The following is a 15,098-nucleotide window of genomic DNA, read 5'->3' as shown; positions in this document are numbered from 1 at the left end:
CCGGACCATAACAACCGATCCTCGTCACCTCCGCACGACGCTTCCGGCGCGGCTCATGACTGGCGGCCGACCACGTACGCGGCGTCGCCGTCCATGCCGGCCAGGAAGCCGGAGCCGAACGTGTTCTGCAGCGGCAAGCCCACGAAGCCGAGACCGGGGACGGTGGTCGAGATGCCGCGGCGGTGGGCGGGCCGGCCGTTCGGGGTGAGCGCCCGCGGGTCGAGCCAGCGGTGGTCGGGGCGCATGCCGGTGCACCAGACGACCGTGGCGGCGTCGAGCAGGCGGCCGTCGTCCAGTTCGGGCCGGCCGTCGCGGACCCCGGCCACTCGGGCGACGCGGTGGATGCCGGCCTGGCGCAGCATGGCCTCGGTCTGCCAGATCAGAGGGCTGCCGTGATGGACGACCCGGTCGCGGATCAGGCGGCCGGCCAGGCCCGGCGGCACGCGGCGGGTGTAGCCGAGGCGCCGGATCAGCCGGCTGCGCACGACCCGCAGCGGCACATGACCGGTGCGAGGGCCGGCCAGCCACACCTCGTGGTCGCCGACGAGGTCGAGGGCGATGTCGGCGCCCGCGGGGCCCGCGCCGACCACGAGAACCGGGCCGGGCGGCACGTCGGACGGACGTCGGTAACCGGCCGAATGGAGCTGGCGGACAGCCGGGTCCAGCGACGCCGCGAAGGACGGCACCACCGGCGTACGCAGGGCGCCGGTGGCGACGATCAAGCGGTCCGCTTCGTACTCGTCGCCGGCGGTCGTCGTCAGACGGTGCCGGGTGGCGGCGTAGCGGTGCTGGACGACGGTCACGCCGGCGCGCAGCGGGAGGTCGTGGTGGCGTACGTAATGGGTCAGGTAGGCAGCCATCTCGTCCTTGCCGGGATGCTCGCCGGGCGGCAGAGGGAACGGCAGGCCCGGCAGGGCACAGAACCGGGCGGGCGTGAACAGGCGGAGGCTGTCGTAGCGGCGGCGCCAGACGGATCCGGGGCGGCTCGCCTCCAGAACGACGAAACGGCGGTTCCGGGCGCGCAGGTGCCAGGCGGCGGCCAGGCCCGCGGCGCCGCCACCCACCACGACGGTGTCGACCCGCAACTTACGACTGCGGGGTGGCGACGAGCTGCGGCACGGCCTTCGCGAACGCGACGGGCACCTCGAGGGTCAGCGGGCTCGGGCCGGGGATGTGCGTAGTCATGCCCTGCACGACGTGCCCGGACGCCCGCCGATCAGCCCTGTGACCAAGCGCGCAGCGCCACACTCAGGAAGCTCTCAGCGGCTGATTTCACAAACTTGATCGTATTTGTTGTAAAGTCCGTGCACGCGAAGCAACGCAAGATCCATTTCCCCCGATCGGCCGTCTTCGCGCCGCGTGATTCGCGGAAGCTCCGAACAAAACTCCACCTGTCATGAAGCGTCTCCCGCGATTTCGTAGTAAAGGACACGGGCTCGACGATGTTCAACAGCGCTGTCATGTTCGCCAAACAGAACGCGCCGGAATCCGTACGGGTTCTCGCTCGCCGCTCCATGCTCGAGGCATATAACGCCAGGGTACGGCTCACCGTGCCGGTGGCGCGGAAAAGCGAGTTCGAGAACATATATCACTGCGCGGTGCGCAAGACCGCCAGTCAGTGGATCAAGGCGGTGTTCAGCGATCCCATCGTCTACCGTCACTGCGGCCTGCTGACCTATGATCCCCGCTTCTACGGCTGGAAACACCCGCGCGTGTGCCCGCCGAACCGTATCGCCCTGTCGTTGTTCTTCCCCCGTAAACGGTTCGACACGATGCCCAAACCGGAGAAGTACCGAGCATTCTTCGTGATGCGCGATCCGCGCGACATGGTCGTATCGAGCTATTTCTCGACAAAGAATTCGCACGGGCCGATGGGCGACGTGCTCGAGGTGCGCCGGGTGCTGCAGGACATGCCGCGCAAAGAGGGCATGCTGTGGCTCATCGGCGACCTGGCCAGGAAGAACAGGTTCGGGGCGATCCGCTCGTGGGTGGAGGCGCCGCCCAGCGAGTCGGTGCGGCTGGTCCGCTACGAAGACCTGACCGGCGAGCGGCAGGCGTCCGAAACCGACGAGTTGCTGCGCCACTGCGGCATCGAGCTGCCACCGGACGACCTGGCCCAACTGCTCGACCGCTACAGCTTCGCGAAGATGAACGATCGCCAGGGCACGGGCAAGGTCTCCCACTACCGCAAGGGCCAGGCCGGCGACTGGCAGAACCACTTCGACGACGACATCTACGAGGCCTTCGCCGAGGCCACGGGCGACCTGGTGGAACGGCTGGGCTACCCGGCCTACAGGTCATCCGCCCGAACAACCGTCCCCGACACGCAGCCCGAGTAACCAAGCCGGCCGTCGGGCCGTGCCGTCGGGCCGTGCCAAGCGGTCAGGCCGTGCCAAACCGTCGGGCCGAGCCGTCGGGCCGAGCCGTCGGGCCGAGCCGATCAGGCGAAGCCGGCCAGAGCGCGGCCGGCGAGGCCCAATCCGACAACGATGATCAGCGCGGCGGTGGCCGGCGGCGAGATCGCCTGCCAGCGCCGCGCAAGGCTCCAGCGCCCGTCGATCCGATGGCGCAGCCGCACGAGCAGCAGGCCGGCGGCGGTGAGCGTGGCCGCCATTCCCAGCCCGTAGGCAAGCACCAGCAGAACCCCGAACACGGTACGGCCGAGCGCGGCCGCCCCGAGCAGAACGATCAACGCCGACGGGCTGGGCACAAGCCCTCCGGCGACTCCCAGCCCGGCCAGCCCCCACTTACCCGGCCCGTGATCATGGGTGTGGTGGTGGCCGTGACTCCCGTCATGCGCGTGGGCGTGGCCCGTGTCGTGGCGGTGGCTCACGCCGTGCTCGTGGCGGTGGCTCACGCCGTGCTCATGGCTGTGGCTCACGCCGTGCTCATGGCTGTGGCTCACGCCGTGCTCATGGCTGTGGCTCACGCCGTGCTCATGGCTGTGGACCCCGCCGCGCTCATGGCTGTGGACCCCGCCGCGCCCTTGGCTGTGGGGCGGCTTTCCGCTATCGATAAGCGATGCGCTGCCGCTGTGGACGAGGATCGGGGCATCGCTATCGATAGGCGATGGGGCAGCGTCGCTATCGATAAGCGATGGAGCACCGCTGTGTGCGGAAATCAGACGGTTGCCGTGGACACGGGTCGCCGCGTCGCTGTGGGGATGCGCTGAACTGTCCGGGGATCCCGGGACGAGGTTGCGGGCTGAGCGGTAGCGGCGAAGAGCTGAGGTCAGGGCGACGATGCCGACCACGACGACCAGGACGCCGCTGGCCAGGCCCAGCCAGCCGAGGACTGTTTCGCCGGCGATGCCGGAAACGGTGGTCAGGAGTAGGCCCAGTGCGATCACCCCTGCGGTGTGGGTGAAGGTGACGGTGGCTCCGACCAGGACGGCGTCCCGGGGGCGGCCCCGGCTGCCGGCCAGGTAGGCGGCCATCACCGTCTTGCCGTGACCGGGCAGGGCCGCGTGGGCCGCGCCGAGCACCAGCGCGAGCAGCACGGCCAGCAGGCCCACCAGCGGCGTTAGGCGGTCGCCGCCGATCAGATTGTCGAGGGTGCGTTCGGCGCCCGCGAGCAGACCGGTCGGCCGATCGATAGTCGATTGGGCGGCACTCACGCCCGGCTCCGTGGGTCGCATGCCGCTGGGCGATGCGGCCGCGCCCGGCGATGCAGCCACGCCCGGCGATGCAGCCACGCCCGGCGATGCAGCCACGCCCGCCGATGCAGCCACGCCCGCCGATGCAGCCGCGCCCGGCAATGCAACGGCTGGCCCCGTGCCAGCGGCTGCCGCGCGCTCCCCGGGGCTTGCCGTGAACGACGCGGACCGCACATCGGCGGGAGACGTCAGCGGGTCGGTGGGATAGGAGCGCAGCTCGCTGGTCGGGCTCGTCGTGGGCAGCGAAGATCCGTCCAGGCTCACGCCCGAACCGGCCGCCACCAGTTCGTGCCAGCCGATTCGGTCGGCCCGGAAGGTGTTCGCCACGTCGACACGGGTCGCGCCGTCGAGCGTTATCGGCGCTGACAGGCGGCATTCAAGCCGGGTGGTGCGCAGGCCGGCGGCTCCGGCCGCGTACGTCAGGGAAGTGTCCTTCACCGTCCAGCGCGTCGCGGCTCCGCCCACCGTCACCCGCAGCGCGGAGGCGATCTCGTCGCAGGTCGGGGGCGTGTCCTGCAGGGTCGGCAGTTCGGCCAGGTCGGCCACGGCCAGCGCGTCGACGCGGTCGGGGTGCAGGGTCAGGCCCGCGTGGGTGCTGACCGAGAAGTTGCCCAGCGGGTGGGCGGCGGCGGGCGCGGCGGGCAGGGCGGCGAAACCGGCGGCGGCCAGCGCGGCCACGACGAGCAGGCGTTTCACGGGTGAGCCTCCAGCTCGGCCAGGGCCCGGGCGGCGATCGGGCCGTCGACGGGCGAGAAGTACGGGTTCAGGTCGCGCACCTTCACCAGAGCGGCACGAGCCCCAGCGCGGTCACCGAGGGCCAGCAGGACTTGTGCGTGATGAAAGACGTAAGTCGCGTTGTAAGGGCTGATCGCCACCGCATTACGCGTGTGAACCAGGGCTTCGCTGTCGCGACCGGCCGCGTGCAGCGCGCGTCCGAGCACGTCGGCGACCTCGGCGAACGGCCGTCGCCGCCATTCGGTCTGCGCGGCGGTCACGGCTTCGGCCGAGTCACCGCGGGCGAGGGCCAGCTGCGCGCCGGTCAGATCGTCGCGGCCACCGTTGGCGATGAAGATCCGATGGGCGGCGCCGGCCAGTTCCAGCTGGCGGTCCGCGTCGGCGCGACGTCCCGCGAGCCGCAGCAGTTCGGCGTACTCGAGAAGGGTGTCGGGGGTTGGGGTGCGCGCGGCGACGGTGGCCGCGTCGGTGACGGCCTCGGCGATCTGCCCGGTGGCGGCGGCGACCCGGGCCCGTCCGCGCAGCAGCGTCGTGGAGGCGGGGTCCGCGGCCAGGCCCGCCGCGTATTCCCTGGTCGCGCCGGCCAGGTCGCCGCGCATCCAGGCCAGGTCACCGAGCTGGTTGCGGCAGAACGCGACGTCGGCCGGGTCGACCGCCGCCTCGAGGGCCTGCCGCATCAGGTTCTCGGCCTCGGCCAGGCGCCCGCGTTGTTCCAGGTCATAAGAGCCCCGGGCGTACGCGGCCAGGCCCGGCCTCAGGTCGAGCATGCGCTGGATCGCGGCGGTCGCCTCGGCTGCCCGGCCCAGCTGGGTCTCGGCGTCGGCGAGCACGCCATGGGCGTACGCGTCGAAGGGGTTGACCTGGATGGCCTTGCGGGCGAAGTCGCGGGCCGCCGTGAAGTCGTGGCGAGCGTTGGCCAGAGCACCCAGACCGGTCAGCGCGTCGGGGTTGTCGCGCACCTTGAGCGAGCGTTTCAGCGCCGTCTCGGCAAGTGGGTATCGGCTCGGATCGGCGGTGGTGCGGGCCTGCTCCACATAGGCCAGACCGAGCGCCGCCCAGGTTCTGTAGTCGCCGGGAAGCGTGCGCAGGCGTTGCTGGGCGCGCTCGATGCGCTGGGCGAGGCCATCGGTCCGCATGGGCTCGATAATCGATTGCGGCTTCGTGGCGGGCTCGTCGCGCAGGCCGGCGACCGCGCCGATGGTGAACAGGGTGAGAGCGGCGACCGACACGGTCACGACCGCACGGAGTGAACGACGCATGGTGGTTTCCTTCCGGGCGACCGTGACCGGCCGCCGCTCTCGGATCAGAAGCGGATCGTCGGCTCGTTCGGATAGGTCGTGCTCGCCGCCGCCCGCTTGCGCCGGCGCATCAGCCACCAGACGGCCAGCATCGTGAGGAGCGCCCCGAGGCTGCCGACTCCGAAGATGACCGCGGATCCGTTGCTGAGCATGCCGTTCGCCGACGCCGGCTCGAGGTCGGGCGCCTGCTCGGAGCCAGAGCCAGAGCCAGAGCCGGTGCCCGAGCCGCTCGAGCCGCTCGAGCCCTCTTCGACGGCTGCACCACCCGTGTCGGTGCCGTTGTCAGCACCGACGGACGTTTTCGGAGCCGGCGCCGCACCCGTGCCGCGCCCCGCGTTGACCGCGCCCTGGTTCGGCAGGGCCACGTACGGGAAGGTGTCGCCGAAGGCGTTGTCGTTGGCATCGACCTTGTCGCCGGCCGCCAGCGCGTCGACCAGTTTGCCGGTCTGCGCCGCGCCCTCGACCGCCTGCACCGCGATGTCGACCGCGTCGTCGGTCAGCCGCCGCCCGTTCGGGAACCCTTGCAGGTCACCGGCGAGCACGCCGAGCCGCTCCGGGTCGCCCGTGACCGGCACCGACAGGTTCAGCCGCAGCATCTCCGACGGCCGGAACTTGCTCGCCTTGACGTCGGCGTTGTTGAGCTGCGAGTTCAGGTCGGCCTTGATGGGACCGTTCGCCTTGGTGGTGATGCCGGTCAGGAAGATCTCGACCAGGTCGTTGCGCGGGGTCGCCGGCGCCTTCACGCCGTAGATCTTCTCGATCAGTTTCGGCAGTTCGGGGTCGGTGACCCGCTTGACCACGGCCGGGATGCCGGCGTCCTTGTCGGGCGAGATCGAGTTGAAGGCGTCCTTCAGCCCGGCCGGCACGACGACCTCGTTGACCAGCGGGTTGCCCAGCCGCGAGACCTGCACCCGGTCGCCTCTCGACGGACCGTCGGAGACGCGGAACTTGCTGCGCTCGGTCGTGCTCCACACGCCGATCACCGGGTTGCGCTTGGCGTCGCCGCCCAGCGCCACGTCCTTGAACGGCACCTGGATCGCGATGGTGTTGACGTTGTAGCCGGCCAGCGTGTCGGTGCCGGTCTCGCTCAGGTCGCCGCCGTAGAGCAGGTCGAACACGCGCAGGTCGAGGAAGAACGGGTCGTCGGCCTGGCCCGCGAACAGCTTCCAGCCGCCCTTGAGCTGCACCGAGGCCTGGTCGCGGAGCTTGGAGTAGTCGGGCATCGAGGCCGCCCCGATCCGCGAGGGCGCCACCGGCGCGTCGCTGATGCGGGTCTTGAAGGGCTCGCCGTTGAACGACGACTCGAGCGTGTAGGTCTGCTTGAACAGCAGGTTCTCGTCGTCGAAGGAGGTGACCGGCCCGTTGTTGTAGAGGAACGTGTTGTTGCCGCGCTTGTCGACGTTCTTGAAGGTCCAGCGGAAGACGGCGTCCGGCTTGGCGTCCCCGTCACTGTCCACGTTGATCCGGTATGCCGCGTCGGTCGCGAACGGGTAGAAGTTGGGCCCTCCGTCGGGCTCCTCGAACGGGATCCAGTTCGCGATCATCGTGACGTAACCCGGGCGGTCCGGGCTGACGAACGCGTACAGATCGGTGTTGTCCGCGGCCGGATCGCTCGCGATGAGCGGCGCCTCGCGGTGGCTCGACGCCACCGAAGCCCCGGGCCCGAGCCCGGCCAGCGACGCCACCAGCACGACGGCCCCGGCCGCCGCGACGGCCCCACGCCGCCGCTTCAACTGATTGATCATCTGCCCTCCCCTTTGTGTCGGGAGGAGTTCGGCTCGGCGACGGCCGTGGTTGGGTCAGACCTATGGGTTGGCACGTTTGGGCACCGACCTGCCCGTTCGAAAAACTGTCGTACGCCTCCGCTACCTTCTGCGCCATCGAAACGCCGCCGCGCGAAGGGACTGAAGGATGCCTGCCGACACCACATACCTCGAGCTGTCCGAAGACTCCGGGAGCGCCCACAAGTTCTACGAGGTGACGGTCGACGGCACCGACCTGACCGTCCGCTACGGACGCATCGGCGACCACGGCCAGGTCAAGCAGTCCTCCTACACGACCACCGACAAGGCCCAGGCCGAGGCGGCCAAGAAGATCGGGGAGAAGGTCCGCAAGGGCTACGCTCCCGCCGTCCCGGGCGGCCGGCAGAAGCGCTCGGTCTCGCGCCGCCAGATCGTCAGCACCCGGTCGACGGCCACCACCCGCGCGCCGATGCTGTGGCGCTACAAGTCGGGCAGCCCCGCGTTCGGCATCTTCGTCGACGACGACGTCTGCATGGTCGGCAACGAGAGCGGCCTGATCACCACGCTGAGCCACGGCGCCGAGGTGCTTCAACAGTTCCGCCTGCCCGACGGCGTGAAGTGCCTGGTCGCCGACGACGACTGGATCTACGCGGGCTGCGACGACGGCAACGTCTACGACCTGTCGGGCAAGGTGCCACGCCTGGCCTACACGATCGCGCCCGAGATCGACATCTACTGGCTCGACATCCACGACGGCGTGCTGGGCGTCTCCGACTCGGGCGGGGGCATCGCCGCGATCGACCACGAGGACGAGTTCCTGTGGCGCCGCCAGGGCCGGGGCGTCTCGGCGTGGATGGTCCGCTGCGACACCGAGTCGGTGCACCACGGCCACTCGAACGGCGTCACCAGTTACGACTGGCGCACGGGCCGCGAGCAGTGGAACTCCGGCACGGGCGGTCCGGTGCTGTTCGGCTGGCAGGAGGGCGACAGTCTCTACGCGGGAACCGCGCGGCGCCAGGTCGTCGAGCTCGGCAAGAACGGCTCGGCCCGGCAGAGGTACGACTGCGACGCCTCGGTCTTCTCGTGCGCCGCCTCCAGGGACGGCCGCTACGTCTTCGCCGGTGACAGCAGCTCGTCGATCTACTGCTTCGACCAGACCGGCACGCGTCTGTGGAAGCTGTCGACCGGCTGCGGCTCGGCCTACTCGATGCAGTACCACGACGAAAAGCTCTACATCGTCACCACCGACGGCTCGCTGGCCTGCATCGACGCGAGCGAGGCGGCGATCCGGTCGGCCGTCGCCGGCACGATCCCCCAGCCGGTCGACGTCAAGGCGCCGCCGCGCATGCCCGCGGTGGCTCCGTCCACGACGGTCGAGGTCGTCCACGACGTGGCCGACGGCGTGGTCGTCGAGTGCGTCGAAGAGGGCGGACGCCTGCGCATCCGGGTGGTCTCGTCGGGCTACCACTCCGACTGGCAGGTGCAGTTCCCCAAGGGCATCCGCGAGCGCGGCAGCCGCTATGTGGTCACCGGCATCCGCGAGTCGGCCCGGGGTGGGTTCTACCGGGCGTACGGCGAGGTGCGCCGCCTGCTGTGACCGGCATGATCCGGCCCTACCCCGTGGGGTGGTAGGGCCGGATCACCCGACGAATCAGCCCTTTTTTCCGCAGGTCGGCCAGGCGCCGATGCCCTGCCCCTTGAGCACCTTCTCAGCGATCTTGATCTGCTCGGCCTTGGTCGCCTTGTGGGCGTTCGAGCCGTACTTCTTGCCGCCGTACGCCTTCCACGTGCTGGCGCTGAACTGCAGCCCGCCGTAGTAGCCGTTACCAGTGTTGATCTTCCAGTTGCCGCCCGACTCGCACTTGGCGATCCGGTCCCAGTTCACGCTGGCCGCCTGGGCCGGGGAGGCCGGGCCGAGCAGGCCCACCGCGCCGGTGACACCGATGGCCGTCAGACCGAGAGCGACACGTGCCTTCATACTGATTTTGGACATGGTGAATCCGCCTCCACGCCTGCGAGGTGAGCTGTCGGGTTCGGGCTGGGCTGCCCGGCCGCGTGCGCGGCTTCACCCCGAGGCGCACAGCAGTGCGCCGAGGAACTAGTGGGTCCCCCGCTCCATGCCTTGGGTAGATTCCCACCGGGCGGTGGCAGGGATTCGGCGTTGGCCGCCCGGGGCGTCCACGATCGCGGACTGGCCGACGTTATCCAGCGTTCGCCCTTGTCGGCCAAGTTCAGAAAGCGAAACGTGACTTTGTTCTCACGTTCGGGAACCATCGCTGGTCATTGCTCGTCGAAGCCTACGTGCTGCGTTTTCCCGCCGTCGCCCTGCTCGCCGTCGCCCTGCTGATCACCGCCGGCTGTGGCCGTTCGGCACCGCCCGGCGACGCCGCCCGCATCGACGCGAAACTGGTCCACGATCTCACGCCCGCCGCTGCCACGGACGTCGCCCAGGCGGTCAACAAGTTCGCGTTCGACCTGCTCAGCGAGGTTTCCGAGGACGACCGCACGACGATCATCTCGCCGCTGTCGGTGGCCGTCCTGCTGGCGATGATCTCGGCCGGGGCCCAGGGCGACACGGCCGCCGAGATGGCCCGGGTGCTGGGCCTGCGCGAGGGACAGGATCCGCGCGTCGGCGGCCTGCTGCGGGCGCTGGCCGACACCGACGAGGTGGAACTTTCGGTCGCGAACGCGCTCTACAGCGGCGGGCCGCTCGAGGAGGAGTACCTGAGCTTCGTCCGCGGCACGTTCGGCGCCACCCTCGAACACGCCGACCTCGGCTCGCCCGAGACCGCGCGGAAGATCGACGCGTGGGTCGCCGAGCAGACAAATGACCGCATCGACGGCATTGCCCGCGAACTCGGACTGCCCGATCCGCAGGCCGTGCTCGTACTGCTCAATACGGTTTATTTCCTCGGCGAATGGACGACCAAGTTCGAGAAGGCACACACCCGGCCGGCGCCGTTCGCCGCGCCCGGCGGCACGATCGACGTCCCCACCATGCACCTGAGCGGCGAGTCGTTCGCCCACGCCCGGCGCGACGGCTACCAGATGCTGCGGCTGCCCTACGGCGAGACCGGCCGGTACGGCATGGAGATCGTCCTCCCGGACGCCGGGGTCGACCTGACCGGCCGGTTCGACGCCGCCGAGTGGCGTGCCGCCGTGGCCGCCCTCACGCCGATCCCGGTCGACGTGCTCGCCCTGCCCCGCTTCGAGCTGCGCTGGTCGGGCACGCTGAACGAGCCGCTGCAACGTCTCGGCCTGGTCAGCGCTTTCGCGAACAACGCGGATTTCCGCCCGATCTCACCGGAAGCTCCCGTTCTGACGAAGGTCGCCCACAAGACGTACATCAGGGTCGATGAACGGGGAACCGAGGCCGCGGCAGTCACGGGTGGCGTGATGGCCGTCTCGGCGCTGGCGAGCCCGGTCGAGTTCCGCGTCGATCGTCCGTTCCTGTTCACCGTCTCCGACCGAGAGACCGGCACGATCCTCTTCCTCGGCGGCGTGACCGACCCGCGCTGACCTGGCTGTACATGAAGGACAGGAAACTGTCGTAGGGCTCCTCTATCTTCTGCGCCATGTCGAACGCGGCCTACGCCTATCTCGGTTCCTCGTCCCTGGCTCCCGACGCCGGGCTCACCCTGCAGACCTCGGGGGGCCCGGCCGACAATCCGCGGTTCTTCACCGGTTTCCTGACCGCGCCGGCCGCCGCCGCGTCAGGGCTGCTGGCGGTGGCCGAGGTCGCGCGCACCCGCTACTTCCGCCCCGTCTCACCGGCAAGTCTCGACCCGGTGGTCACGGCCGGGTCCGACCGGCTGCGGTTCGAATCCTTCTCGGGCTGCTGCGGCGTCTACGCCCGCCTCGACGTGCTGCCCTCCGGCATCGACGGCGAGATCGTCGCCCACGGCACCACCAACGTCGACGTCAACCTGCCCCTGCAGCGGGCACTCTCGCGCATCGGCCAGGCCGACCCGATGCACCTCGCCGTCGGCCCCGACGACCTGACCGTCACGACCTTCGACGGCCCGATCGTCGAACGCAAGGTGCCGCTGCCCACCCGCTGGCTGCGCGGCTTCGCCGAGGCCCAGGTGCTCACCTCCGGCTTCGACCCGCGCGCCGAACTCGGCATCACCGAGGCGCGGGCCCTGCTCACCCGCCTCTCGGCCGGTGACCGCTCGGTGGTCTGGGCGCTGCCCGCCGGTCGCGGCCTGCGCATCACGTCGCGTCCCGTGCCCGGCGCGATCTGCCTGCCCGGCGCCGGCCGCCTGGTCGCCTTCAAACCCTTCCTTCGGTACGCCACCCGCCTTCGCGTCTATGGCCCGGCCGTCGCGGCCGGGTCGGGTCCGGTCGCGTCCACGTGGGAGCTGAGCAGCCCGGCGATGCGACTGTCGCTGACCCTGTCGCCCGAGCCGCACCGCGGGTTCTCGGGTGAGGGCGCGGTGCTCGAAGCGCTCGCGGCCGACGAGGTGGCCGACGACGCCGAGCTGGTCAGCGCGCTGCTCTCGTGGGCTGAGCTTTCTCAAAAATCCGCGACGATCGACGTCGACGCGCTCGCCACCGCTTCGGGGCTGCCGGCCGCGCGGGTGCGGGACGCGCTGACCCAGCTCGGCACGGCCGGGCGGGTGGGCTACGACGTGGCCGAGGCGGGGCACTTCCACCGCACGCTGCCCTATGACGCCGCCGCTGTCGACCGCATGAACCCTCGTCTCGTCGGGGCGCGGGCGCTGGCCGAGTCGGGAGCGGTGACGGTCGAGGGTGAGATCGCGGTGGTGCGCAGCGGCGACCAGACCTACCGTGTGCGCGAGGCCACCTCGTGCACCTGCCCGTGGTGGGCGAAACATCGCGGCGAGCGAGGGCCGTGCAAACACGCTCTCGCCGTCCGCATGGTCACCGCCGGGGTCGAGGCCGAGGCCGTGGAGGTGCTCGCATGAGCCTCACCTGGCAGGCGATCGACAAGGCGTCCCGCAGTGAAGACATCGACACCGTCACCACGATGCTCCTCAAGGCCACCGAGGAACAGCGCCTCGCCGTCGGCAAAGAGCTGGCCGAGCAGTTCCGCACCCTGAAGCCCGAGACCTGGTGGCAGTCGCAGCGCGACCCGGCGATCGTCTACGGCCTCGCGATGCTCGGCACCGCGCCGTCCGCGGCCAAGGCGACCGCCCTGCTCAGCCGCCGCGACATGCGCGAGAAATGGGGCCGCCTCCCGATGGCCCACATCGTCCGGGTCGTCCGCGCCCGCGACCTGCCCTGGCTGGGTGACCTCGCGCTGCGACTGGCCGGCAAGCTGCGGGTGAACGACTCATGGTCGCGGGGCTGGCTGCTCGTGGCGACCCTGCTGACCGAGTCGGGCACCCCCGCGCCGCCCATCGAGGGCGTGGTGCGCGGCTGGCTGCGCGAGTTCGGCCTGCGCAACAGCGTCCCGCTCATCGACCAGCTGCGAGACAGCCCGCACCTCGACGTGCTTCTGCCCGCGTTGTTCGAGATCGACGGCATCGGCTCCGAGCTCGACATGTCCACCTGGGACTTCGCCACGCAACGCTACGTCGACCGCCTGGCCTTCCCCGAGGCCGTCGCGCGGCTCGTCACCGAGGGTCGCCTCGACCGCAAGACGATCCTCACCGCGACCGTCGACCGGCTCGTTCGCGACGACCGGCCGGTGGCACTGCGCCCGTTCACCGCACTGCACGACGAGCTCGCGCCCGATCTTGACGAGCTGACCGGCCACGCCCTCGACTACGCGGGCCTGCTGCCCGGCTCGCCGTCACCGGTCGCCGGCCTGGCCCAGCGGGCCCTGCGGACCGTCGACGACGCGGGCCGTCTCGAACTCGACACTCTCCTGGACACGAGCCGCGCCACCCTGGTCCGCAAGGAGAAGACCCTCGTCAAGACACAGCTCTCCTGGCTCGACAAGGTCGCCCGGCGCGAGACCGACCGGACCGGCGAGGTGCTCGAGACGATCGCGGCGGCCTTCGACCACCCCGCTCTCGACCTGCAGGACCGGGCGCTGACCATCATCGAGCGGCAGTCCGCGCGGCTCGATGCCGACGCGCTCGCCCGGCTGCGCGAGGCCGCGGCGGTTCTCGGCGGCGACCTGCCGGCCCGCGCCGCGAAGACGTTCGGCGCCGCCGAGCCGATGCCGGTCTTCGAGGCGGCACTCACGCCGTCGGCCGGGCCCGCGACGATGCCGCCGCCGATGGGCAGCCTCGCCGAACTGGCCGAAGAACTCGCCATCCTGGCGATGCACGAGCAGACGGCCGTGGGCTGGGAACGCATCCTGGCCGGACTGGTCGAGCTGCGCTTCGCCGCCGACAAGACCGCCCTCGCCGAGGCATACGACCAATATTCCAGCTACACCTTCTCCAACGAGCGGTGGCGGCCGCGCGAGCACGCGCTCGGGGCAGCGATCCGCCGGGTCCTCGAGCCGTCCGTTCCCGAAGAGAAGCTCGGCGAGGTGACCTGGTTGCGCCTGGTCGACATGATCCGTGGCACGCAGCCGCTGAATCTGGAGAGCGACCCCACCCGGCTCCTGACGCTGCGCCTCGCCGAGATCGCGGTCGAGAGCGAGAACCCGGTGCCGGCGCTGATGGCGACGCCGACCCACGTCAACGGCAACCTCGACGCCGCGGTGCTGGTCGAACGGCTGCGCCGCGCCGAGGCCGAGGGGTGGGAGCCGGCGTGGTTCGACTTCGAACAGGCCCTGCTGCGGCTGCCGCGCGGCACAAGCCCGGCGGTGGCCGAGGGCCTGACCTCGCCGGCCGGGCGGCGCCTGGCCGATTGGCTGGCCGGCGGCGGCCTGCCCGACCCCGTTAGCGCCAGGCGCGAACAGAAGGCCGGCCAGAACCCCCGCCGATACTGGGACACCAGCAGCGTGCTGAAGCCGAGCCTCGGGTCAGAGCCCAAGATCGGCCGGATCGTGGTCACGCTGACACCCAGCCGACCGGGGCTCCTGTCCGTCGTGGAACCGCTGCTGAGTCTGTCCCGGGGGCCCGTGATGAGCCACTACCCGGCGGCTTGGCACGTGAGCCCCGATGTTCTCGCCGCGACGCTCCCCCACCACCGCGAGGTCAGCGCCGCGTGGCTCTTGCCCAACCTGGCGTCCCTGGCCGATCAGGACCTCGACGGCGATGCGTCCCTGCTTCCGGTGCTGGCCGACTGCGATGGCCCGGTCGGGCCCGCGATATCGCTGGGCCTGGCCTACGCGCTGGCGGCCCGCCAGGAATCCGACCGCGCCGCCGCCGTTGACCTGTTCCTGGCCCTGGCCGCCGAGTCCGAGCCGTTCGCCCCCGACGGCTGTGACCCGGGCGCCGTCGAGCTCTTCTCCACCGCGGTCGGTCGTGACCTCGCCGATCTGGCCGGTCCGGGCCTGATCAAGCTGGGCCGCGCCGTTCCGTCCCTGGCCGACGCCCTCAACGCCGGCGCCGCGATGGCCGTCTGGGCGACCTTGGTCGCAGCCGTCCCCCGGTTGCTGGCGCACGCGCCGCGCGGCCTGCCCGATCTGATGCAGCTCGCCTGCCGGGCGGCGGCCGCCGTCGGCGCGCGCGACGAGATCCCCGGATTGTCCGAGGTGGCCGCGCGCAAGGGCAGCACCCGTCTGCTGCAGGAAGCGCGACGACTTCAGGCGGTGCTGATGTCATGACCTCGCCATCCTCCTTCCAGGGGGTGTCGCGGCAC

At 70.8% G+C, this 15,098-nt stretch carries 10 protein-coding genes and 1 riboswitch; of the genes, 5 read left to right on the top strand and 5 right to left on the bottom strand.

The features are described from left to right. Window positions 1-53: 53 nt before the first annotated feature. Window positions 54-1,085 carry a flavin-containing monooxygenase gene (locus EER30_RS12765; protein ID WP_127500605.1) on the bottom strand — a complete coding sequence of 344 codons (1,032 nt, stop codon included), beginning with the start codon at window positions 1,083-1,085 and terminating at the stop codon, window positions 54-56. A gap of 357 nt (window positions 1,086-1,442) precedes the next feature. Here EER30_RS12765 and EER30_RS12760 point away from each other — a divergent pair, with 357 nt between their 5' ends. Further along, window positions 1,443-2,339 carry a sulfotransferase domain-containing protein gene (locus EER30_RS12760; protein ID WP_127500604.1) on the top strand — a complete coding sequence of 299 codons (897 nt, stop codon included), beginning with the start codon at window positions 1,443-1,445 and terminating at the stop codon, window positions 2,337-2,339. A gap of 101 nt (window positions 2,340-2,440) precedes the next feature. On the opposite strand, the gene EER30_RS12755 is transcribed toward EER30_RS12760, so the two are convergent. From EER30_RS12755 to EER30_RS12745, 3 genes are read right to left on the bottom strand one after another with little or no spacing between them, the layout of a single operon-like run. Continuing rightward, window positions 2,441-4,351, bottom strand: coding sequence for an urease accessory protein UreH domain-containing protein (locus EER30_RS12755; protein ID WP_127500603.1), 1,911 nt, complete (start codon window positions 4,349-4,351; stop codon window positions 2,441-2,443). Next, complete coding sequence (locus EER30_RS12750) at window positions 4,348-5,649, bottom strand: tetratricopeptide repeat protein (protein WP_127500602.1); 1,302 nt, start codon at window positions 5,647-5,649, stop codon at window positions 4,348-4,350. The genes EER30_RS12755 and EER30_RS12750 overlap by 4 nt, the downstream gene beginning before the upstream one ends. Window positions 5,650-5,693: 44 nt before the next feature. After that, a complete protein-coding gene (locus EER30_RS12745) occupies window positions 5,694-7,433 on the bottom strand; it encodes a DUF4331 domain-containing protein (protein ID WP_127500601.1) in 1,740 nt (579 codons plus the stop codon). A 166-nt stretch (window positions 7,434-7,599) separates the two neighbouring features. On the opposite strand from EER30_RS12745, the gene EER30_RS12740 reads away from it, so the two are divergent. Beyond that, window positions 7,600-9,027, top strand: coding sequence for a WGR domain-containing protein (locus EER30_RS12740; protein ID WP_127500600.1), 1,428 nt, complete (start codon window positions 7,600-7,602; stop codon window positions 9,025-9,027). Between the two features lie 54 nt (window positions 9,028-9,081). Here the strand turns inward: EER30_RS12740 and EER30_RS12735 are convergent, their stop codons facing one another. After that, window positions 9,082-9,423 (bottom strand): transglycosylase family protein, encoded by a 342-nt coding sequence (locus tag EER30_RS12735; protein WP_127500599.1) that lies wholly within the window; start codon window positions 9,421-9,423, stop codon window positions 9,082-9,084. 2 nt (window positions 9,424-9,425) lie between these two features. Next, window positions 9,426-9,601: riboswitch (cyclic di-AMP (ydaO/yuaA leader) on the bottom strand. A gap of 112 nt (window positions 9,602-9,713) precedes the next feature. On the opposite strand from EER30_RS12735, the gene EER30_RS12730 reads away from it, so the two are divergent. The 3 genes from EER30_RS12730 to EER30_RS12720 are packed head-to-tail and all read left to right on the top strand — an operon-like array spanning window position 9,714 to window position 15,063. After that, window positions 9,714-10,949 (top strand): serpin family protein, encoded by a 1,236-nt coding sequence (locus tag EER30_RS12730; protein ID WP_164842303.1) that lies wholly within the window; start codon window positions 9,714-9,716, stop codon window positions 10,947-10,949. Between the two features lie 56 nt (window positions 10,950-11,005). Further along, entirely contained in the window at window positions 11,006-12,358 is a 1,353-nt protein-coding gene (locus EER30_RS12725; RefSeq protein WP_127500597.1) for an SWIM zinc finger family protein, read from the top strand. Further along, on the top strand, window positions 12,355-15,063 hold the full coding sequence (locus tag EER30_RS12720) for a DUF6493 family protein (protein ID WP_127500596.1): 2,709 nt from the start codon (window positions 12,355-12,357) through the stop codon (window positions 15,061-15,063). The genes EER30_RS12725 and EER30_RS12720 overlap by 4 nt, the downstream gene beginning before the upstream one ends. Window positions 15,064-15,098: the final 35 nt, after the last annotated feature.

The sequence above is a fragment of the Actinoplanes solisilvae genome, from assembly GCF_003999975.1.
GTDB classification, from domain to species: domain Bacteria; phylum Actinomycetota; class Actinomycetes; order Mycobacteriales; family Micromonosporaceae; genus Actinoplanes; species Actinoplanes solisilvae.
The sequence above is the reverse complement of the archived record's forward strand: the minus strand, read 5'-3'. Positions and strand labels throughout refer to the sequence as shown.

Coding starts and splice junctions, on each gene's coding strand:
- EER30_RS12760 (WP_127500604.1), top strand. CDS start 1,443: ATGTTCAACAGCGCTGTCATGTTCGCCAAACAGAACGCGCCGGAATCC.
- EER30_RS12750 (WP_127500602.1), bottom strand. CDS start 5,649: ATGCGTCGTTCACTCCGTGCGGTCGTGACCGTGTCGGTCGCCGCTCTC.
- EER30_RS12745 (WP_127500601.1), bottom strand. CDS start 7,433: ATGATCAATCAGTTGAAGCGGCGGCGTGGGGCCGTCGCGGCGGCCGGG.
- EER30_RS12740 (WP_127500600.1), top strand. CDS start 7,600: ATGCCTGCCGACACCACATACCTCGAGCTGTCCGAAGACTCCGGGAGC.
- EER30_RS12735 (WP_127500599.1), bottom strand. CDS start 9,423: ATGTCCAAAATCAGTATGAAGGCACGTGTCGCTCTCGGTCTGACGGCC.
- EER30_RS12725 (WP_127500597.1), top strand. CDS start 11,006: ATGTCGAACGCGGCCTACGCCTATCTCGGTTCCTCGTCCCTGGCTCCC.
- EER30_RS12720 (WP_127500596.1), top strand. CDS start 12,355: ATGAGCCTCACCTGGCAGGCGATCGACAAGGCGTCCCGCAGTGAAGAC.